The organism is Bacteroides caecigallinarum (genome assembly GCF_021531075.1).
Lineage (GTDB): Bacteria > Bacteroidota > Bacteroidia > Bacteroidales > Bacteroidaceae > Phocaeicola > Phocaeicola caecigallinarum_B.
In genome coordinates this window covers 45749-67244 of sequence record NZ_JADYTJ010000001.1, presented here as the reverse complement: position 1 = coordinate 67244, position 21496 = coordinate 45749, and the positions used below count along the sequence as shown (strand labels likewise).

17 protein-coding genes are annotated in these 21496 nt (G+C 39.3%); 2 read left to right on the top strand and 15 right to left on the bottom strand.

Going from position 1 to position 21496, the window contains the following annotated elements; genetic code table 11:
- Positions 1–144: 144 nt before the first annotated feature.
- The 13 genes from I6E11_RS00290 to lptB form a co-directional block, all read right to left on the bottom strand.
- Complete coding sequence (locus tag I6E11_RS00290) at positions 145–771, bottom strand: DUF3256 family protein (RefSeq protein ID WP_235335866.1); 627 nt, start codon at positions 769–771, stop codon at positions 145–147.
- Positions 772–926: 155 nt separating this feature from the next.
- Complete coding sequence (gene mutL, locus I6E11_RS00285; RefSeq protein WP_235335865.1) at positions 927–2825, bottom strand: DNA mismatch repair endonuclease MutL; 1899 nt, start codon at positions 2823–2825, stop codon at positions 927–929.
- A 24-nt stretch (positions 2826–2849) separates the two neighbouring features.
- On the bottom strand, positions 2850–3146 hold the full coding sequence (locus tag I6E11_RS00280; RefSeq protein WP_235335864.1) for a hypothetical protein: 297 nt from the start codon (positions 3144–3146) through the stop codon (positions 2850–2852).
- 8 nt (positions 3147–3154) lie between these two features.
- Positions 3155–4822, bottom strand: a complete 1668-nt coding sequence (locus I6E11_RS00275; RefSeq protein ID WP_394800078.1) for an OstA-like protein — start codon at positions 4820–4822, stop codon at positions 3155–3157.
- A 29-nt stretch (positions 4823–4851) separates the two neighbouring features.
- Complete coding sequence (locus I6E11_RS00270) at positions 4852–6225, bottom strand: peptidylprolyl isomerase (protein WP_235335862.1); 1374 nt, start codon at positions 6223–6225, stop codon at positions 4852–4854.
- The gene (locus tag I6E11_RS00265; RefSeq protein ID WP_235335861.1) at positions 6218–7081 is read right to left on the bottom strand and encodes a peptidylprolyl isomerase; all 864 of its coding nucleotides are present in this window, start codon (positions 7079–7081) and stop codon (positions 6218–6220) included. Before I6E11_RS00265 ends, I6E11_RS00270 begins: the two co-directional genes overlap by 8 nt.
- Positions 7082–7117: 36 nt before the next feature.
- Complete coding sequence (locus I6E11_RS00260; RefSeq protein WP_235335860.1) at positions 7118–8116, bottom strand: hypothetical protein; 999 nt, start codon at positions 8114–8116, stop codon at positions 7118–7120.
- Between the two features lie 256 nt (positions 8117–8372).
- Positions 8373–9848: an IMP dehydrogenase gene (gene guaB, locus I6E11_RS00255; protein WP_235335859.1), complete on the bottom strand. Its 1476-nt coding sequence runs from the start codon at positions 9846–9848 to the stop codon at positions 8373–8375.
- Positions 9849–9992: 144 nt separating this feature from the next.
- The gene (gene recQ / locus I6E11_RS00250; RefSeq protein ID WP_235335858.1) at positions 9993–12176 is read right to left on the bottom strand and encodes a DNA helicase RecQ; all 2184 of its coding nucleotides are present in this window, start codon (positions 12174–12176) and stop codon (positions 9993–9995) included.
- Positions 12177–12311: 135 nt separating this feature from the next.
- Positions 12312–13562 (bottom strand): ATP-dependent Clp protease ATP-binding subunit ClpX, encoded by a 1251-nt coding sequence (clpX, locus tag I6E11_RS00245; protein WP_235335857.1) that lies wholly within the window; start codon positions 13560–13562, stop codon positions 12312–12314.
- Between the two features lie 61 nt (positions 13563–13623).
- A complete protein-coding gene (gene clpP, locus I6E11_RS00240) occupies positions 13624–14295 on the bottom strand; it encodes an ATP-dependent Clp endopeptidase proteolytic subunit ClpP (RefSeq protein WP_235335856.1) in 672 nt (223 codons plus the stop codon).
- 153 nt (positions 14296–14448) lie between these two features.
- Entirely contained in the window at positions 14449–15795 is a 1347-nt protein-coding gene (gene tig / locus I6E11_RS00235) for a trigger factor (protein WP_235335855.1), read from the bottom strand.
- Between the two features lie 139 nt (positions 15796–15934).
- Positions 15935–16690, bottom strand: a complete 756-nt coding sequence (gene lptB, locus I6E11_RS00230) for an LPS export ABC transporter ATP-binding protein (RefSeq protein ID WP_235335944.1) — start codon at positions 16688–16690, stop codon at positions 15935–15937.
- Between the two features lie 201 nt (positions 16691–16891).
- Between lptB and I6E11_RS00225 the strand changes: the two genes are divergently transcribed.
- Positions 16892–17635: an MlaE family ABC transporter permease gene (locus tag I6E11_RS00225; protein ID WP_235335854.1), complete on the top strand. Its 744-nt coding sequence runs from the start codon at positions 16892–16894 to the stop codon at positions 17633–17635.
- The gene (locus tag I6E11_RS00220) at positions 17632–18405 is read left to right on the top strand and encodes an ABC transporter ATP-binding protein (protein WP_235335853.1); all 774 of its coding nucleotides are present in this window, start codon (positions 17632–17634) and stop codon (positions 18403–18405) included. The genes I6E11_RS00225 and I6E11_RS00220 overlap by 4 nt, the downstream gene beginning before the upstream one ends.
- Before the next feature lie 186 nt (positions 18406–18591).
- On the opposite strand, the gene I6E11_RS00215 is transcribed toward I6E11_RS00220, so the two are convergent.
- Together I6E11_RS00215 and der are read right to left on the bottom strand one after the other, a co-directional pair.
- Positions 18592–19950, bottom strand: a complete 1359-nt coding sequence (locus tag I6E11_RS00215) for a transposase (protein WP_235335852.1) — start codon at positions 19948–19950, stop codon at positions 18592–18594.
- Positions 19951–20163: 213 nt separating this feature from the next.
- Positions 20164–21477, bottom strand: coding sequence for a ribosome biogenesis GTPase Der (gene der / locus I6E11_RS00210; protein WP_235335851.1), 1314 nt, complete (start codon positions 21475–21477; stop codon positions 20164–20166).
- Between the last annotated feature and the right edge of the window lie 19 nt (positions 21478–21496).

Genomic DNA, 21496 nt, shown 5'->3' with positions numbered 1-21496 from the left:
TTTTCAAAAAAACATCGTAAAGATAAGTTTTTTTGTGGAGGGAGGCAAACCAGATTAAGCATTTTTTACGTATTTTCAGACACTATATACGTAAAAATCAGCTTTATATGTTTAGTAACATGTTTTAGACAGCATAAGATGTTACTATTCCTTTACATACTTTCCACCTTTCCAATCGAATTTCAAGGAATCTATCATGTATGGTTTCATCAGTTCCGCGTTTTCCTTTCCTATGGCCTCAAGAGTATTACATCTAAATACAATACTGTTGTCTACATCAGAAAGTTCAGCTTCCATTATAAACATTTCCTTGGTAAAATCATTTTTCGATACTGTATTCAGACTGTCGGTCGACTGTTGGTAGAAATCTTCATGTTTAGGGAGCGATATAAAATCGTCCAAAGACAAACCCTTCCAGTCAGTTGAATAAAACGAAATCTGGCTGTCGTTTGCCGGACCGCTGAATGTCCTTACCACACATACCACATTTACAGAATCATTCAAGGGTAAAAGTTTCATTTCCTCTGATGACGATTCTGTGATTTGAAGCTTGAGATAATCATCCGTAAGTTTCAACATTTCAGATTTACCATCGAACCTGTTCTTGACTACCGCCTTCATTCCTGATGACAAAAAATCGGCAAAATCCTGACGATTGACTTTCGTCAGCAGCGGTGAAAGTGAATCAGGCATTGAAATAAACACTGAATTGATATTTTGAGCATTGGCTGACAAGCCTAACAGTATGAAGAACAATAGAATAAATCTCATATATACATTTTTAAAAGCATTAAATAAACATTGAAACGCCTAAATGTTTTTTGATGCTGACGATGGTCGGCAGTGGTGCTGACGATGGTCGGTAATGCTACTGACAACAGTCAGCAGCTCTGCCCACTACCGTCGGCAGCAAAATTTATAACGTTTCAACGGAAAAGTTTCTCTATTTCATCATCATTCATCAGTGCAAGAACCGTCTTTCCGTCCGGAGTATAATTAGGTGCCGGAGCAGAGAATAGTCCGTCTACCAGAGCATTCATCTCGTCATTGGATAGCACCTGACCTGCAACGATAGCCGATGCACGTGCCATAGATAGCGCTATTATACTCTGTACTTCTTCCTTTACCTTGCATCCTTTTTCTATCGCCGAATGAACGATATTGGTTATAAGCTGTTCCGGGTTGAGTCCTTCAATGTCGGCAGGAACTCCATTGATAGAGTATGTTCCTCCACCCAAAGGACTTAATTCAAATCCCAAAGATGACAGGTCATCCATTATCTCTTCCAGTACAGGAACCTCGGATGGAGAGAAGTGAATCATATCCGGAAACAACATACGCTGTGACAGTCCTACATGCTTCTGTATCTGATCCATATATTTGTCATACAGGATTCTGACATGTGCTCTGTGCTGATCGATAATCATAAGTCCTGATTTGACGGAAGTAAGGATATACGTTCCTTTATACTGATAATGCTGTGCAGCTTTTTCTGTAATTACTGCATCAGGATGTTCATCGTATATAGTAGGTTCGGCAGTCTCTTCCGCTTCTTGATACTTTCCTGCAAAAACCGTATCATCCGTAAATGCAGGTATCGTATCATCCGACTGGCGTTCGCGTCTGTCCAAACCTTGATAGAATGGTTCCCATTCTGTCTTTTTCTTACCGGCAGACGAATATGAGGACGGTGGAACAATAGAAGAAGACTGATTAAAAGGGTTATAAGAAGGGTCGTATGATGTAGTCGGTACTCCCCCACCAAAAGAATCGGCCATGTCTATTGCCGGGATATCCGGCATTCCTTCTGTGTCAAAATCTATTGAAGGTACTGCATTGAAGCGCCCCAATGTTTCTTTTACCGCAGCCGACAGAATCTGCCAGATGGCCTGCTCATTCTCAAACTTTATTTCGGTCTTTGTAGGATGAATGTTTACATCGATATTTGCAGGATCAACTTCGAAATATATAAAATACGATACCTGTTCGCCTGTAGGTATGAGATGTTCATACGCATCGGCTACAGCCTTATGAAAATATGGATGGCGCATATATCTGCCGTTGACAAAAAAGAACTGGCGGGCGCCTTTCTTTCTGGCAGTCTCCGGTTTACCGATGAACCCGTGTATTTTCACCATCGTAGTGTCTATATCCAGCGACAGAAGGTCCTGGTTCAGTTTCTTACCGAATACTCCCATTATGCGCTGTCTCAACTGTATAGCCGGAAGATTAAGAATTTCAGTTCCGTTATGATGGAATGTAAACGACACATCTGGATTTACAAGAGCTATCCTTTCGAATTCGGATATAATATTACTTAATTCAGTCTGATTGGACTTTAAGAATTTTCTTCGCGCAGGGACATTGAAAAAGAGGTTACGTACAATAAAGTTGCTCCCTTCGGGACATGCCACCGGTTCCTGTTTTTCAACCTTAGAGCCTGCTATAAGAATTGAGGTTCCCAATTCTTCGCCATGTTGCCTTGTTCGTAACTCCACCTCGGCTACAGCTGCTATAGAAGCCAATGCCTCTCCACGGAATCCCATAGTCCGTAGGGCGAACAAATCCGAAGCTTCACGTATCTTTGAAGTGGCATGGCGTTCAAAAGCCAGACGTGCATCTGTCTCCGACATACCTTTACCATTGTCTATCACCTGTATGCTAGTTTTTCCTGCATCAGTCACAGACACATCAATATGTCCGGCTCCGGCATCTATGGCATTCTCCACCAATTCCTTTATTACCGAAGCAGGCCTCTGTATAACCTCTCCCGCTGCAATCTGATTGGCAACGGAATCGGGCAACAAACGGATTATATCGCTCATAAATTATGTATCTCCTTTATTTAATCAAAAAGTGAAACTACCCGTTACAAGATAGTGCAAGATATAAAGCAGTAGCAGAATTGCAATGAACAAAGTAGCATAGCTAAGCGGCTTCCTGCCACTTTCCTTACGACGTTTAAGATAAGTGGTACCCTCTACGAATTTTCCTCTGATATCTTCAGGCGAAAATTCTTTAGGCGGCAACATGCCAAGTTCACGTTTTGCAGTATCTTCTATCTTCTGCAATTTTTCCTTACGCTCGTCCACATAGATATACTCATGGTGATACGGCCTAGGTTTTCTCATTGTAAACATTCCCATAATATTATCTATTTATCGTTAAACAAATGCTGGTTTGGCAATTCTATCGGTCCGCGTACGCTCTTCTTCAACTGATCTTCCACTTTCTTGCCTCGCCATATAAATATGTCCTTCTTATTGAGAGGACGAATATAGTCGAACCAAACAAAATTATCAAGATGACTCTTTTCTACCGGTTTCTGCGACATTGGATAGAGTGTTCCATTCGATTTAGGACTCATAACCATACGTTCAAGCTGTTGATTTTCCAGATAGATGTCAAGCTGGCTGGTCTCGGACACATTCATTCCTATCAAAAGGCTGTCGGAATCCATAGGATAATACACAAGTCTGACAGAACCTATAACCTCTACCTTTTCCATAAGTCCGTCCTCAAAATATGCCTTGACTTCTTTTCCGGATATCTGATTGAACAATGTTGTATCTACCGGAATCTGTTCTACAGAAAGAGCTTGGTTGATAATGTGCGCCCAGTCTATGGTACTGTCGTTCATATATATATTAATCTGCTCTCCCAATAACTGCTGGTTTTCGTTCCAAAGAACAGGATCCTTATACATAATCAGACATGAATCTTTAGAAGAGAACACCAATGAATCTGCCACCCCCTGAACATCAGTTCTGTAGAATCTTACCTTATGATAGGCTCTAACCTCGCGGTACATAGAGTCTGTGTCAAGATGAAACGTATTCATGCTTAGAGTATCAGCATGAAGGAAAAGGCTGTCACCCTGTGAATAATCTATTGCTATAGCATTCTTTGTGACGAAAGCATTCTTCAACTTTTCGTTATAATAACCATAATCTCCCAACATCATGTTTTTGTTGACAGTATCAGTCATCACTATATTTGAGAAAGCTTCACCAATTCCGGTATTTCTGTCATAGAACAAAGAGTCGCCAGTAAGTTTTTTGCTGTCGCTTGTCAACACAGAACGTTGGTACAAATCTGCCTTCCCCGTCTGTGTATCATAATACCCTGACTCGGAGTAGATGTAATTATCGTCGCTGTAAATATCCGAAGGCCCTACAATATTTGCAACCTTTGTAAGAGTGCTGTACTTAAGTGTATCGGACAACATTGTGAACTGCGGGTTCTCAAGTTTCACATTGTAGTAGAAAACAGACAACTTTGTTGCCGGACTGTACTCCCCCCACTCCGAAGTAAGGACATTCTGGTCGTCCATCATAGTACCTCCGTCAAAAAAATAGCCTAGATTGAATATTCTGTCATAATTCAAACTATCCGTAAGCAGAGTGGTAGTCCTGTTTTCCATCCTTACATTCATTCTCATCTGTGCAATCTGCGTAAATCCGTCGTAATACAACTTGTCACCATAAAGGAACAAAGTATCGCCCTGTTCTATCTTTACGTTACTGAAAGCCTCGAAAGAGTTTATCTTGTCGTAATAATACGCACTGTCGCAATACATATACACACTGTCGTGACGGAAAACCACATTTCCTACTACGACCTGTGCATCAGGATGAGCAGCATCCTTTCTCAGTTTATCGGCACGCAACAAATATACCTTACTCTTTTGTTTTGGCTGCATCTGTGTTCTGCCATTCTGCATATTTGCAACAGCCAGGCAAAAGCCCAACAGGCAGAGAGCACAAAATACTAGCACCCTCTGCCCGCCAAATGACATTATTTTCTTCTTTTTATCAAACATCCTGTCTTTAAGGCAATAATGTAAATTTATCAATTCTTAATCCATCCCGGATATTTAAAGTCACATTTTCTCCAACTTGGATTGATACGGACATATGTATTTTTCTGTTTCTCTACAATCCATTTCTGAATTATTTCTTCACTACGCTTGGCAGTAACCATACTTTTCAGTCTTTGGTAGTCCTCGGTTATAGTAGCCTTGTGAGCATCAATTCTGTTTTTCAGTTTGACTATTGCACAAACCTCTTTACCTTTAGAATTTATCATAGTGAAAGGTTTTGATATTTCTCCAATCTGCATTCCTTCTACAACTTTCGCCACTTCCTGCGAAACGAGTCCGGCCAGATGTTGCATTTCAAATCGTGAAGTTCCAGTCTGAGGATTGGCCAATAGTCCATGATTGTTTTTTGTATCTTTATCCTGCGACACCCATGTAGCAGCTTCATCGAAAGTAACCTTTCCTTTTCTGATATCATTAGCCAAAGTGTCCAGTTTGTTCAATGCCTCTTCTATTTCAGCCTCATCCACTTTTGGTTTCATCAATATATGACGATAACTTACACGGTCACCTCGTTTTTCTATCAGCTGTGCTATGTGATAACCGTATTCAGTTTCAAACACTTTTGAAATCTTTTTCGGGTCAGTCATGTTGAATATCACATTTGCAAATTCCGGAGTCAATTCTCCTCTACCCGTAAATCCGTATTCACCACCACGACGTGCAGACCCCGGGTCCTCGGAATAATACATAGCCAAAACGGAGAATGAAGACTCACCCTTATATATTTGTTCTGTAAAGTCACGCAGTTTTTTCTTAACCCGTTCTATTTCCTCTTCTTTAATCTTTGGCTCGCGGATAATTATTTGCACCTCTACCTGTGTAGGTATACTAGGGATGCTGTCTGCAGGCAGATTCTTAAAATAATTTCTCACTTCCGCCGGAGTTAGTTTTATATCGCCCACCAGTTCACGCTGCATTTGCTGCACAATGAGTCCGTTTCGGATATTTTCCCTGAGCATTTCACGAATCTGGGTAGATGTCTTGTTATAATATTCTTCCATCTTTTCTTTCGAACCGATTTGATCTATAAGCCAAGCAGTCTGTTGTTCCACTTTCTGGAGCACTTCCTGTTCTGAAATCTCAATACTATCTATCTCGGCCTGGTGCAAGAATAACTTCTGAACAGCCAATTCTTCAGGAATAACACAATACGGGTCACCATCGAAACGTCTTCCTTCATATTGTGCATTCAGTCGTTCATTTTCAACGTCTGATTTAAGAATTGCTTCATCTCCTACTACCCAAACGACTTCGTCAATAACATTGTCCTGGGCTTTAACCGTTAATCCCACAATCATCAGAAGCAGGAATAAACTTACTTTTTTGACATTTAATTTATTCATTTGAGCCATTAAAATATTTTATATCATTATTATAAGAGGCTTCGTTATACAAGTCTTCCTTCATTCTTGATATAAATTCTATCCTCTTTATATTCATTAATATTTCCCTAATTTCCTTTTCTGCATATTCCAAAGGCAATACCTCTCCCTCTCCAAGATACTCATCTACATGCAGAAAATAATGGAATGCCGAATCGCTAACTTCAATATTTCTTTCTTTTTCAAACTTCTTCTTATCGGCATCACTTACAGGCAGCCTTAACAGAATCTCATTCAAGGGTCTCCATCTATCATAGAAATACTCATAATCGACTGCATTTCTAAGGCCATATTTCTCCAACCTGTCAATTGAAGTTTCCGAGGAATCCTTATACCAATGCCTTACCTGCGATATACCGGAAGCAGTGTTTGGAACCTTTATATAAAGTCCTTTCACATATGGTTCAGTGGCAAGAAATATGTCCTTGTTGTCATCATAATACTTTACTATTTCAGTATCAGAAATATTTCCTTCCACCTCCTGCCCCACTATCTGTTCAATATAAGAATGGGTAATCAAGGTTTTCCTATATGCTTTCACCAGTTCGTCTATCTTATCATTGTCAGGAATATTTCCCTCTGCTTTTTTATAAAGGAGAATATCGTCAATCCAACTCCTGATATATTTTTCAGCCATTTCCGTACTATCTTCCTCAGATACACCTGGTGGAATTAAAGACACAACATCCTCTTTATAAAGGAAGTCTTTGTCTATCTGAACCAAAGGTGTTCTCCCTTTGTGGTCTATCGCTTCGGTACAGCTGTATAACGACAATACTATACCCGGAATCAGACTTAAGAAACGTCTATTACACATCTTTCTATAAATTATTGAACGAAGATACTGTATAAATCAATTACTTCCATCAGAATTAACTGTTTTTAAAACGTCTATATACTTTTCTACCCTAAATTCACGTTCCAGATTTTCAAAATACAGTTCTTCATGTTTCTGTATATAGTCCTGAACCAGAACATCGTAAACATCACTATAAGAATCGGGCATATAGTCAAGACATTTTCCTAAAACAAAAGCATATGGATAATTTTCCTTCGGTTTATAGTCACCACATTTAAAGACAAGCTTATCTACATACACATTTTCACCTATCTGGAAAAATCCTGTTTCAACCATAGCATCATATGTTACATCCTTTTCTTTCAGTTCGGATAACTTACCTTCCCAGCAATCCATAGGGAGTTTCTTTAGTTTTTTCTTTATTTTTCTAGCAGCCTTCTTGTTTTTACAATGAATGACTCCACCCTTGTAATGAGGCAATTCCCATAGATATTTCTTTCTGTTCGTCCTAAAAAACTCCTGCAAATCGGCTTCCGACCAGCTATATAAATCTTCTGAATGGTGCTCATTCCAAAGTGAAACCAATATAGCGTCATCAGCATTTCCCAATAACTCTACTGAACAGTTTTCATCATCCGACTTCAATAAAATATTAACTCCTACAGGCGAAACAAATGGTTCGGAGAAACCGGAACCGTGAATTTTATCAAGTTCCATACGCTCTTCTGTCAACAGAGAACTCATATCATGCTCTACCCTACAGGAAAATCTTGGATCTTTAATACAGCTACACACATCATTCCAGTCTGCTCCTGTCTGGAGATTATCATAAACTTCCTTCATAACCTTGAAAGCATATGAGAGCCCTTCGTCCTGTCTGACTTTATAAGTCAATACACGAACTTTATTTACAGACATTCCATCTTTAGCATGTAAACAATGCTTTAGTCTTTCACATTCGTCTGTATACTCAGCACTTTTATCAAGCCCCTGTCTTTTTGCATCGAATATTTTCAACTTATATTTCAGAAAATAATGAAAATATTCTTCCACGGAGCAATCCTTATTTTTCCTAATATCAGAATATAGAGTTTCAAATTCAGAGAGATAGACTGTTTCTCCTCCAATCTTCATCAGAATTTTATCAACAGAATGAGAAGGTTCATTCGAATATAAACTTCTAGTAAAAAAAACAAGAATAATAGCTATGAAAACAAATCTTGTCATACACAAATAAAAAGGCATGAATCATACATAAGCGTAAGCGCATTATATACGATCCATGCCAACACAAATATCCTTATTTTTATTATTGAGGACGGCTATAATTAGGAGCCTCACTTGTAATAGCTACATCATGTGGATGGCTTTCCAAAACGCCCGCATTAGTAATACGAGTAAATTTAGCGTTATGAAGTTCCATTATATTATGAGCACCGCAATATCCCATTCCGGCACGCAATCCACCAGTCAACTGATAAATTACTTCATACAATGTACCCTTATAAGGAACACGGGCAGCAATACCTTCCGGAACCAACTTCTTGACATCTGTAGTTGAGCTCTGGAAATAACGGTCTTTAGAGCCATTTTCCATAGCTTCCAAAGAACCCATACCACGATATGACTTGAATTTACGTCCGTTGAAAATAATTGTATCGCCAGGAGCTTCTTCAGTACCAGCAACAAGAGAACCAATCATTACACTGTATCCACCTGCTGCCAATGCTTTAACCACGTCACCAGAGTAACGCAATCCACCATCAGCAATCAAAGGAACACCTGTACCTTCCAAAGCCTTTGCAACATCGTATACAGCTGAAAGCTGAGGAACACCAACACCAGCCACAACACGAGTTGTACAGATAGAACCAGGACCGATACCTACCTTCACTGCATCAGCACCTGCTTCAACCAATGCTTTTGCAGCAGCACCTGTAGCAACATTACCCACAACGATATCAACGTTAGGGAAACGTTTCTTTGCTTCCTTAAGTTTTTCAATTACATATTTCGAGTGACCATGTGCAGTATCGATAACTATGGCATCTGCTCCGGCATTTACCAAAGCCTCCATACGCTCCAATGTATCTGCAGTAACACCAACACCTGCTGCTACACGCAAACGTCCCTGTGCATCTTTGCAAGCCATTGGTTTGTCTTTAGCCTTAGTAATATCTTTATATGTGATAAGACCTATCAATTTACCGTTCTCATCAACTACAGGAAGTTTTTCAATCTTATTTTCCTGAAGAATCTGAGCTGCAGTTTCCATATCAGTAGACTGCTTTGTAGTAATGATATTTTCAGAAGTCATTACCTCCTGTATCTTTTTGTCCATATCCTTCTCGAAACGAAGGTCACGGTTAGTTACGATACCAACAAGAAAATTTTCATTATCCACTACAGGAATACCACCAATCTTATATTCTGCCATGATGTTCAGTGCATCTTTCACTTTGGCATCTCTATTGATAGTAACAGGATTTGAAATCATACCATTTTCTGCACGTTTCACAGTAGCCACCTGGCGAGCCTGTTCGGCAATAGACATATTTTTGTGGATTACACCGATTCCTCCTTCTCTGGCAATCGCAATAGCCATCTGAGATTCTGTAACCGTATCCATAGCGGCAGTCACAAAAGGAATCTTCAACTCGATGTTTCTTGAGAACTTAGTCGTGAGTTCGACTGTTTTAGGTAATACTTCAGAATAGGCAGGAATTAACAATACATCATCGTAAGTTAATCCGTCCATAACAACTTTATCTGCAATAAATGACATAGGGCTTTATGCTTTTGATTATTATTGCGTGCAAATATACTATTTTTATACGAATTATATAAATAGCAAAAAGCACATTAACATATTTTTATGACAAAAAAGCTTCGTCCGCCTCAAAGGCAGACGAAGCTAAACCAATATTTTTTAATTCGCCATTTCTGAAATAAACTTGATTCTAACTAATCTGATTTCCTCTTCGGTATAGTCATCACCAAGTTCTTCCATTGCATCTTCAATATCGTCCGTTTCCGATTCCTTGAAATAATCATATATATCGAGCATATGGTCTTCATCCATAATTTCTTCAAGGAAGTAGTCAATATTAAGTTTTGTTCCAGAATACACAATAGCCTCAACCTCATCCAGCAGATCCACAAAGTCAATACCTTTGGCCACTGCAATATCATCAAGTGCCACCTTACGGTCAATGCTCTGTATTATCGAGACTTTTAGTTTTGACTTATTGGCTACTGTACGCACCCTCAAATCTTCCGGCCTGTCAATCTCGTTTTCTTCGCAGTGAGTCTTTATCAAATCACAGAATTCCTGTCCGTAACGCTTTGCCTTTCCTGCACCCACACCAGGTATATTCTGCAGTTCTTCCAATGTCACAGGATAGATTGTAGCCATAGCCTCCAATGAAGGATCCTGGAAGATTACGTATGGCGGCACATCCAACTTCTTGGACATTTTCTTTCTTAAATCTTTCAGCATCGAATAAAGAACCGGGTCAACAGCACATGAGGCACCTCCCCTCATCGGTGTTTCTTCCACTTCATCCTCATCGAAATCCGTATCTTCCACTATCTTGAAAGATTTAGGACTCTTGAGGAATTTATGTCCACTAGGAGTAACTTTCAGCAATCCATAGTTTTCAACATCCTTTACCAGATATCCAGCTATAAGAGCCTGACGTATCACCGAATTCCACAAACGTTCTTCTTCACCCATTCCCGAGCCAAACACTTCAAGTTCGTCATGTTTATGAGCCAGCACTTCTGACGTTTCTTTACCTAGCAATACATCAATAATATAATCTTGTTTGAAATTTTCCTTTACAGCAATGATTGTTTCAATCACTGCACACAATAATTCCTGAGCCTCCACTTGTTTTTTGGGATTTAAACAGTTATCACAATTACCACAATTATCTTCAGTATATTCCTCACCGAAATAGTGCATCAATATTTTTCTTCTGCATAATGACGATTCAGCATACGCCGCCGTCTCCAGCAAAAGCTGCTTGCCTATTTCCTGTTCAGATACAGGTTTACCCTGCATGAACTTTTCAAGTTTCTGTAAATCCTTGTTCGAATAGAATGCTATACACTGTCCTTCTCCACCGTCTCTTCCCGCGCGTCCTGTTTCCTGATAATACCCCTCAAGGCTTTTTGGAATATCATAGTGCAACACATATCTCACATCCGGTTTGTCAATACCCATACCGAAAGCTATCGTTGCTACTATCACATCTATATTTTCTTTCAAGAAATCATCCTGATTGGTATTTCGTGTCGCAGCGTCCATACCTGCATGATATGGTCTTGCCTTTATACCATTTGCTACAAGTATTTCAGCCAGTTCCTCTACCTTTTTTCTGCTCAAGCAATAAATAATTCCCGATTTATCAGGATTCTGCTTGATAAACTTGATAATATCGCGATCAATATTATTTGTTTTCAGACGTACTTCATAATAAAGGTTAGGACGATTGAATGAAGATTTAAATTCCTTAGCCTCTGTCATACCCAGATTCTTTTGGATATCCATCTTCACTTTTGGAGTTGCGGTTGCAGTCAGTGCTATAACAGGAGCCTTACCTATTTCATTTATTATAGGTCTAATCCTGCGATATTCAGGTCTGAAGTCATGTCCCCACTCTGATATACAGTGAGCCTCATCAATGGCATAGAAAGATATTTTCACATGCTTCAGGAAGTCCACATTTTCTTCTTTAGTCAGTGACTCCGGAGCCACATATAGCAATTTGGTTTTCCCAGATGATATATCCGACTTGACCTGATCAATGGCAGATTTGGAAAGAGAAGAGTTTATAAAATGAGCCACTCCATCCTCCTCGCTGAAATTGCGCATAGCATCTACCTGATTTTTCATAAGTGCAATGAGCGGCGAAATGACAATTGCTGTTCCTTCCATCAAGAGTGAAGGCAACTGGTAACACAGCGATTTTCCACCCCCGGTTGGCATCAATACAAAAGTATCATTACCTTCAAGAAGACTTCTGATAATAGCTTCTTGATTCCCTTTGAAAGTATCGAAACCGAAATATTTCTTCAACTGCTCTGTCAAATTGATTTTTTCCGCCATTGCTTCCTATGAATTTAATGATTTTATGAAATACTGAAAAGTTCTTATGTAACAAAGTTATAAACAACTTTCAATATTACGCAAACAAAAGGAGAAAAAAAATCATGTAAACATGCATTTTTTCTTTCAAAAAAATCAAACCGACTGCAAACGCGAGATATTTGACTTTTCCATCTGCTCTTTAGCATAATCAAGTGTCACAACAAATTCGCTGACATTCTTTGACGGTACGCTATACATAACGTCTATCATTATAGTTTCAACGATAGACCTCAGTCCGCGTGCTCCCAATTTGTATTCTACAGCCTTGTCAACAATATATTCCAACACTTCAGGCTGGAAAACAAGTTTCACCCCGTCCATTTCCAAAAGCTTGATATATTGTTTTATAATAGAATTCTTCGGTTCTGTCAATATGTTGCGCAATGCATTTCTGTCAAGAGGATTAAGATATGTCAATATAGGAAGACGACCGATAATTTCAGGAATTAATCCAAACGATTTCAAGTCCTGCGGTGCAATATACTGCATCATATTGCTACGGTCTATCTTAACAGCCTCCTTAACAGAGTTATAACCCACCACATTTGTATTAAGTCTTTGTGCGATTTTACGTTCTATACCTTCAAATGCCCCTCCGCATATAAAAAGAATATTCTTGGTATTTACCGGTATCATTTTCTGATCCGGATGTTTTCTTCCTCCTTGCGGCGGTACGTTTACTATAGAACCTTCAAGCAATTTAAGCAGACCCTGCTGTACACCTTCACCGCTCACATCTCGTGTTATTGAAGGATTATCACCCTTACGTGCTATTTTGTCTATCTCATCTATAAACACAATACCACGTTCAGCTTCCTCCACATTATAGTCTGCCACCTGAAGCAATCGTGTCAGAAGGCTTTCTATATCTTCGCCCACATAACCGGCCTCAGTCAACACCGTAGCATCTACAATTGTAAATGGAACCTTCAACAGTTTAGCTATAGTCCTTGCCAGCAAAGTCTTTCCAGTTCCTGTTCCGCCAACCATGATGATGTTCGATTTTTCTATCTCCACATCATTATTGTCGGTAGCCTGTAAAAGACGTTTGTAATGATTATATACAGCAACCGACAAATATTTTTTCGCATCATCCTGACCTATAACATACTGGTCAAGAAAATCCTTTATATCCGCCGGTTTCGGCAATTCTTCCAAACGGATGTTTCCACCCTTTCCTGCATGAGAGTGCATATTGGCTTCTTTCACTATTTCATGAGCCTGCTCTACACATGAGTCGCAAATACAGCCATTTACACCTGTTATCAGAAAGCCCACTTCGTTTTCCGTACGGCCACAAAAGCTGCATTTGTTTCTATTTCTAGTTGTTTTAGAATTTTCCAACGATAATAAAAGTTTAAGTTTTTGAGTTAGTACACTTTATAGTTCTCAATAAAGCAGACTTTTACAAAGATGGCTTACGCGACATCACCTCATCAATTATACCATACTCTTTAGCTTCCTGCGCTGTCATCCAGTAGTCTCTGTCCGAATCGGCCCATACCTTATCAAAATCAGTATGCGAATGCTCTGCTACGATAGTATAAAGTTCCTTCTTCAACTTCAATATTTCGCGTGCAGTAATTTCAATGTCAGAAGCCTGACCTTGTGCACCGCCCAACGGCTGATGTATCATCACGCGCGAATGTGTCAAAGCAGAACGTTTGCCTTCCTGACCAGCAACGAGCAACACGGCTGCCATAGAAGCAGCAAGGCCTGTACAGAATGTAGCCACGTCGCTGCTGATAAACTGCATAGTGTCATAAATACCCAATCCCGCGTATACAGAGCCACCAGGAGAGTTTATATATATCGAAATATCTCTGCTTGAATCGATAGAGTCAAGATACAGCAACTGAGCCTGCAGTGTATTTGCTGTATAATCGTTTATTTCCGTACCTAAAAAAATGATACGGTCCATCATCAGTCGTGAAAACACATCAAGCTGAGTTACGTTCAGCTGTCTTTCTTCCAAGATATATGGGTTCAGATAACCAGACTGCGACTTGATAACATCATCAAGCACCATGCTGCTCATTCCCAAATGCTTGGTAGCATATTTTCTGAAATCATTCATACTTAAAAATTTTTACTTTAAAAATACAGAAAGAGACTTTTAGCCATTTCTTTTCCGAGTACAGGACAAGAGCTTGCACCAACCAGAAAAGCCTCGGTTAAAAGCCTCTTCCATTTAATAAGCCTCAGCAATTAACTTCAGCCTGGAATTATATTACTGAAACATTTTGTTGAAATCTTCTACAGATACAGCTTTGTGGTTCAATGTTACCTGACCCTTAACTGCTGCAGCAAGCTTAGCTTCAATTGCTCTGTTAACAAGAGCTTCTACGCTTTCGCGTTTCTTAAGCATTTCCTTAGAATAGTTTTCAAGTAATTCTTCTGGAACGTTGATCATACCGTACTGAGCGAACTGAGCACGAGTAGCTTCCTTAGCCATATTCTGGATGTCAGCCTGTTCAATCTTAATACCGTTAGCTTCAACAAGTTTTTCCTTAATCAAGTGCCATGTAAGTTCTTCAAGGCTCTTGTCGTAGTTTTCGTTTACATATTCTTCACCTTTTTCCTTGTTGTTATCAAGCATAATGCGCTTCATCAAGTCATCAGCAAATTCCAATTTACCAACTTTACCCATTGTGTATGTACGCAAGTCGATAAGGAACTTATAGTCGCTGTCTGCTACAAACTGAGTAGCGATGCTTTCCTTAACCTGTGCACGGAATTCTTCTTCGTTTGAAGCCTTTCCTTCGCCAAGAACCTGATCGAACAATTCCTGATTCAATTCACCTGGAATCATACGAGTGATTTCTTCAATCTGGAAGCTGAAGTTACCTTTGTAGTTAGCAACTTCTTCTTTCTTAACTTTCAGAAGAGAAGCAAGCTCAGCTTCGTTATTATCGAAAGCTACAGATGGGTTGAACACCAATACAGTGTTCACCTTAGCACCGTTGAAGATAGCTTTCTGGTCGTCGTTCTTCATATATGAAGGCATCATAACAGCACCTTCTACCTGAACACCACCTTCTTTAGTGCTTCCGTTTTCGTCAAGTTCTGCCAAAAGCCCTTTCAGCATATCCTTATCCTGATAGTCTTCTACTTTGTCGTATTTAGCAGTACGCTGTCTGTACATATTAACCTGCTGGTCTACCATTTCGTCAGTTACATCGATATCATAGTAATCTACAGTATCATTGTTTGACAATTCGATAGAGAACTCAGGAGCCAAAGCAATATCGAAAGAGAATTCGAAGTTTTCGTCTGTTTCGAAGTTAGCATTGTTTTCCTTTGGAAGTGGAGTACCCAACATGTTTACTTTATTTTCGCGGATATATTCACCAACTTTTTCCTGCAACAGTTTGTCTACCTCTTCCAGAAGAACTGAAACTCCGTACTGTTTCTTGATAAGTCCCATTGGAACCATACCTTTACGGAATCCAGGCATATTCACTCTCTGACGAAGAGTCTTCAACGCTTTTTCAACTTTTTCCTGATAGTCAGCTTTTTCGATTTGCGCTGTAAGCACAGCACTTACATTGCTTACATTCTGTAATGAAATATTCATTTCTTAAGTGTTTTATATTAATTATTATTCTTATATTCAAAAGTATAAACTTTTTGGGGTGTGCAAAAATAGTGTTTAATCTTGCAACTACCAAAAAGTCAGCACAAAAAAAATTTCAAGAATCCGTAGTGCTACCTACTCATTCGCGTACATTTTGCATCTGGAAGTCCTTTTTCCTAAGCACAAAGCTATTACTTAGATACTTTTCACGCACTATTTTATTTTCGGCCAGTTCTTCCGGTGTACCTTGGAAAAGAATCCTACCTTCAAACAACAAATATGCTCTATCAGTAATACTCAGTGTCTCCTGCACATTATGGTCGGTAATCAATATACCTATATTTTTATCCTTAAGTTTCCATACTATGTGCTGGATATCCTCCACTGCAATAGGGTCAACCCCGGCAAACGGTTCATCCAGCATAATGAATTTAGGGTCTATGGCAAGACATCTTGCAATCTCCGTTCTTCTTCGTTCACCACCCGAAAGCTGGTCGCCAAGATTTTTTCTCACCTTCTGCAACCTGAATTCAGCAATAAGGCTTTCCAATTTTTCTTTCTGATATTCCGGACTTTTATTTGTAAGTTCCAGCACAGAAGCTATATTATCCTCCACACTCATTTTCCTGAATACGGAAGCCTCTTGCGCCAAATACCCTATACCTTTCTGTGCACGCTTGTATACCGGATATGAAGTAATATCCTCGTCATTAAGAAAAATATGCCCCTCGTTAGGAACAATAAGTCCCGTTGTCATATAAAAAGAAGTAGTCTTTCCTGCACCATTAGGTCCAAGCAGACCAACAATTTCTCCTTGTTTTACGTTTATAGAGACATCATTGACAACTGTTCTTTTACCATATTTCTTGACAAGATTCTCCGTACGAAGCACCATACATTCATTATAATCCGCCTGTTCGCTGCCAGACACAGACTTATCTTCGTATTCTTTATCTTTCAATTCTTCCATATAGCTAATTTTGAGCACAAAAGTAGTAAAATTCTTGGGTTATATGGTCATTTATATTAAAATCATCCTATCTTTTATTATTTAATAGCTAAAAAACTGTACTTTTGCAGCAAATTATTATAAATCATGATAAAGCCAATAAGTATTCTTGGAAAATACATCATTCTCATGGGCAGGGTATTTTCACGCCCGGAAAGAATAAAAATGTATTTTAAGCAATATGTGAACGAATTGTACCAGCTTGGAATAAATTCCATAGGTATTGTACTCCTCATCTCATTTTTCATCGGAGCGGTTATTTGTATTCAGATAAAACTGAACATTGAAAGTCCCTGGATGCCAAGGTTCGTAGTGGGATACACCACCCGTGAAATCCTTCTTCTTGAGTTTTCATCGGCCATAATGTGTCTTATACTGGCCGGAAAAGTAGGTTCCAACATCGCATCAGAACTGGGCACCATGAGAGTTACCCAACAGATAGATGCACTGGAAATTATGGGTATAAACTCTGCTTCATACCTGATACTGCCCAAAATACTAGGACTAATGACCATGATTCCTATTCTTGTCATATTCAGTATATTTGCAGGTATAGTGGGAGCTTTCTGTACAGCATGGTTTGCCGGAATAATGAATGCGACAGATCTTGAATACGGTCTGCAATACTGTTTCATTGAATGGTATATATGGTGCAGTTTCATAAAATCGCTGTTCTTCGCCTTTATAATAGCCAGTGTATCGGCCTATTTCGGCTACACTGTCGATGGAGGTTCCATTTCAGTAGGTAAAGCCAGTACAAATGCTGTGGTTTCAAGCAGCGTGCTTATTCTATTCTCAGATTTAATTCTTACACAACTATTAATGGGATGATACAGTTAAAGTCAATATGCAAGTCATTCGAAGGAAGAACCGTCCTTGATGACATAAATTTCACTTTCGAAAACGGAAAGACCAACCTCATAATAGGTCAGAGTGGTTCTGGTAAAACCGTTCTTATGAAATGTATAGTGGGACTGTTGACACCTGAAAAAGGCGAAGTGTTATACGATAACAGAAACCTTTTGGGAATGGGAAAAACAGAGAAGAAAACACTACGCAAAGAGATGGGTATGATATTCCAGAGTGCTGCGTTGTTTGATTCTCTATCCGTCCTGGAAAATGTAATGTTCCCCCTTGACATGTTCTCAAACGATACATACCGCGACCGCATACGCCGTGCACAATTCTGTTTGGACAGGGTAAATCTTATCGATGCACAAAACAAATACCCAGGAGAGATAAGCGGAGGTATGCAGAAACGTGTAGCCATAGCAAGAGCCATTGCCCTTAATCCTCAATATTTGTTTTGCGATGAGCCTAACTCAGGACTCGATCCTAAGACTTCGCTCGTGATAGACGAGCTGATACACGACATCACTACAGAATTCAATATGACTACAATTATCAATACTCACGACATGAATTCTGTGATGGGTATAGGCGACAGTATTCTGTATATATACCAGGGACATAAAGAATGGTCCGGTACAAAGGATGAGGTATTCACAGCTACAAACGAAAGACTGAACAACTTTATTTTTGCTTCGGATTTGCTTAGAAAAGTAAAAACGGAGGAAAATAAAAATAAAAATTCACAATAAAAATAGGGATATTCAGTAAATGTCCTTAAAATATATGATGGCATATGAAGATGATATAACATAATCACTCCATATGCCATTTTTCTTGTAGTTTTTCTGTATTTTCTCTCTTGATTCTAACCGTTAAGACATGACTCTCCGGAAGAAGTCTGATAACCTCTTCTGATTCTGGTTATGAAAATCATATCATTCCGCTTTAGCTGTTCTGTTCCTGATTTTGTCTATCATCAGTACGGCATTTGCCGTATGTATTCCGAAGAAAATACACAGGATTTCCGTTTTCCTGTTCCGGGCCTTTATCCTTAATAGTGAGTAATGTTGCTTTTGAGTTCCGAAGCTTCCTTCAAGTCTGGTGGCTCTCTCCCTTGATAGCTCACTTCTGAGAACCTTTCTCAAGTGTTCATCCTTTGCAGCCCTTCCTTTGCGTACGAAGGAAGTAGATATACTATATTTAGTACAATATTTTCTGTTGGCATTATTGGCATATATGGAGTCGCCTGCCGCACATGTGATCTTCACTTTCATGAGCTTCTGCTGCATACGGATACAGTCCTTCAGTCGTATTCCCTCATTGAATGCCTTGAACGAGAGGTGTTCGATAAACGATATACCGTCTATCTGTATGTTGTTAACCTTTACATCGAATTCAACAGACTTTGTTTCCTTGCCTCTTACGATAGGACGTACGTAATGACGGTCGGTGCTGACGATGCGGTCATTGACCTTCCTGCCTTCAAACAGTTCCTTCTCCTGTACAAGAACCTTTCTGATTATGGAAAGGCGTTTCTGATAATCCTGTGTATATCTGAGTGATCTCCCGTATTCCTTATGAATCTCATCCCTCTGTTCGATGAGCTTTTCAAGGAGTCTGATCATACGGCGCTTGAGCATCCGTGTTCTTGAGGCCTTCCTCTTTCTTTTCTTGCAGTATGAAAGATAGGACTCTGACACATCCGCATATTTGTTACGGGGACGCCTTATCCCAAGATCCATACAATGCCGGCAGATATGTCTGTAAAGCCATTCAATACTTTCCCAAAGCAGTTTCATGTCTGTAGGAAAACGCATGTGACTTTCATAACACGTGGCATCAGTCATGCACACGTGAAGGTTCTCAAGATATGGTTTCCAGTGGGAGGCCAGTATCTCCTGAAGGGAATCAATGTCAAGGCGGGATGCTATCTCATTACGGATGGCACTGACTATCTTGTAGTTGGTAATGGGGAAAGACGGGTCTATCATGATGCAGCAGAACATCTGGTAATGTATGTTGCCGTCAAGATGTTCCACAAGATGTCTGTCAGAAAGTCCGGTATAGGACTTCAGGATCATAAGGGCAATCTTTGCGGAAGGACTGAATATGTTCCTACGTCCAAAACGATTTTCAGACAGCCCCATGACTTTTGCCATAACTTCAAAAGGAAACACTGAATGAAGCCTGCCAAGCTCACTCTCATTAAAACTTTTGAGATATTTTTCCAGAATATCAAATTCTGTAAAACCCAAAGTAGGGTGAATTTCCGAAATATTTTGTATCTTAGCCATATCTTTATTGGAGGATTTCCTCCGTTTTGGTTGTCAAACCTTATTTTCGGGGGAATACCTAAAGATACAAAAAGCCAACTAATTCGCAACACTTTGTGTATGAATTAGTTGGCTGATTTTATACTATTTACTGAATGTCCCAAAAATATGCTCAAGAATGACATAAAAGAACATTCTTGAGCATAACAATAATTAGTATTTCCAATCTTCTTATTATTTCTGTCTGATAAATATATTAACAGGTGTACCACATAAATTCCAGCGTTCCCTCATCTTATTCTCCAAGAAACGTTTATACGGTTCTTTCACATACTGAGGCAGATTAGCAAAGAATACGAACGAAGGTATCTGCGTATTAGGCAGCTGAGTAATATATTTTATTTTTATATACTTACCCTTGTTTGATGGTGGCGGATAAGCTTCGATAAGCGGCAATAACTCCTCATTCAAACGTGCTGTAGGTATCCTTGTAGTTCTTGCATTATATACTTCTTTTGCAGCCTCCAAAACCTTAAGAATACGCTGTTTTGTCAATGCAGAAGCAAATATTATCGGGAAGTCTGTAAAAGGAGCAAACCTGTTTCTTATAGCGTCTTCGTAATTCTTCATTACCTTAACAGTCTTATCCTCTACGAGGTCCCATTTATTCACTACAACCACCAATCCTTTCTGGTTACGTTGAATCAAACTGAAGATATTCAAATCCTGTCCTTCGATACCTCTTGTAGCATCAATCATAAGTATACAGACATCAGAGTTCTCTATAGCTCTGATAGAACGTATTATCGAGTAATATTCCAGGTCTTCAGTAATTTTATTTTTCTTTCTTATTCCGGCTGTATCAACCAGATAAAAGTCGAAACCGAACTTATCATATCTTGTATATATGGAATCGCGTGTTGTACCTGCTATCTCAGTTACTATATTTCTTTCTTCACCAATAAAGGCGTTTACTATTGAAGACTTACCGGCGTTAGGTCTTCCCACAACTGCAAATCTTGGGATATCTTCCTCTATTATTTCCCCTGAGTCTTTCTTAAATTTCGAAACTATCAAATCCAGCAAGTCACCAGTACCACTTCCACTTAGTGCAGAGATACAATAAGGGTCGCCCAAACCTAACGAGTAGAACTCTGCAGCATTATATTGCAGATCATTATTATCAGTCTTATTGGCAACCATTATGATAGGTTTCTTTGAGCGTCTTAAAATATTCGAAACCTCCATATCAAGATCTGTAACCCCGTTCATGACGTCTACAACAAACAAGATTACATCAGCTTCATCCATAGCAAGCAAAACCTGCTTACGGATTTCTTCTTCGAAAATATCATCCGAATTAACTACCCATCCTCCAGTATCAACTACAGAGAATTCTTTACCCAGCCATTCAGACTTTCCGTACTGACGGTCGCGGGTAGTTCCCGCCTGCTCATTTACGATAGCCTGACGAGTCTTTGTCAAACGATTAAACAGTGTTGACTTTCCCACATTGGGGCGTCCAACGATAGCGACTAAATTTCCCATATTTATAATTGTTTACGGC

Coding starts and splice junctions, on each gene's coding strand:
- recQ (WP_235335858.1), bottom strand. CDS start 12,176: ATGGCGGAAAAAATCAATTTGACAGAGCAGTTGAAGAAATATTTCGGT.
- I6E11_RS00220 (WP_235335853.1), top strand. CDS start 17,632: ATGATACAGTTAAAGTCAATATGCAAGTCATTCGAAGGAAGAACCGTC.
- I6E11_RS00280 (WP_235335864.1), bottom strand. CDS start 3,146: ATGGGAATGTTTACAATGAGAAAACCTAGGCCGTATCACCATGAGTAT.
- der (WP_235335851.1), bottom strand. CDS start 21,477: ATGGGAAATTTAGTCGCTATCGTTGGACGCCCCAATGTGGGAAAGTCA.
- I6E11_RS00215 (WP_235335852.1), bottom strand. CDS start 19,950: ATGGCTAAGATACAAAATATTTCGGAAATTCACCCTACTTTGGGTTTT.
- clpP (WP_235335856.1), bottom strand. CDS start 14,295: ATGAATGATTTCAGAAAATATGCTACCAAGCATTTGGGAATGAGCAGC.
- I6E11_RS00225 (WP_235335854.1), top strand. CDS start 16,892: ATGATAAAGCCAATAAGTATTCTTGGAAAATACATCATTCTCATGGGC.
- I6E11_RS00290 (WP_235335866.1), bottom strand. CDS start 771: ATGAGATTTATTCTATTGTTCTTCATACTGTTAGGCTTGTCAGCCAAT.
- I6E11_RS00265 (WP_235335861.1), bottom strand. CDS start 7,081: ATGTGTAATAGACGTTTCTTAAGTCTGATTCCGGGTATAGTATTGTCG.
- I6E11_RS00270 (WP_235335862.1), bottom strand. CDS start 6,225: ATGAATAAATTAAATGTCAAAAAAGTAAGTTTATTCCTGCTTCTGATG.
- guaB (WP_235335859.1), bottom strand. CDS start 9,848: ATGTCATTTATTGCAGATAAAGTTGTTATGGACGGATTAACTTACGAT.
- lptB (WP_235335944.1), bottom strand. CDS start 16,690: ATGGTGCTTCGTACGGAGAATCTTGTCAAGAAATATGGTAAAAGAACA.
- I6E11_RS00275 (WP_394800078.1), bottom strand. CDS start 4,822: ATGTTTGATAAAAAGAAGAAAATAATGTCATTTGGCGGGCAGAGGGTG.
- mutL (WP_235335865.1), bottom strand. CDS start 2,825: ATGAGCGATATAATCCGTTTGTTGCCCGATTCCGTTGCCAATCAGATT.
- tig (WP_235335855.1), bottom strand. CDS start 15,795: ATGAATATTTCATTACAGAATGTAAGCAATGTAAGTGCTGTGCTTACA.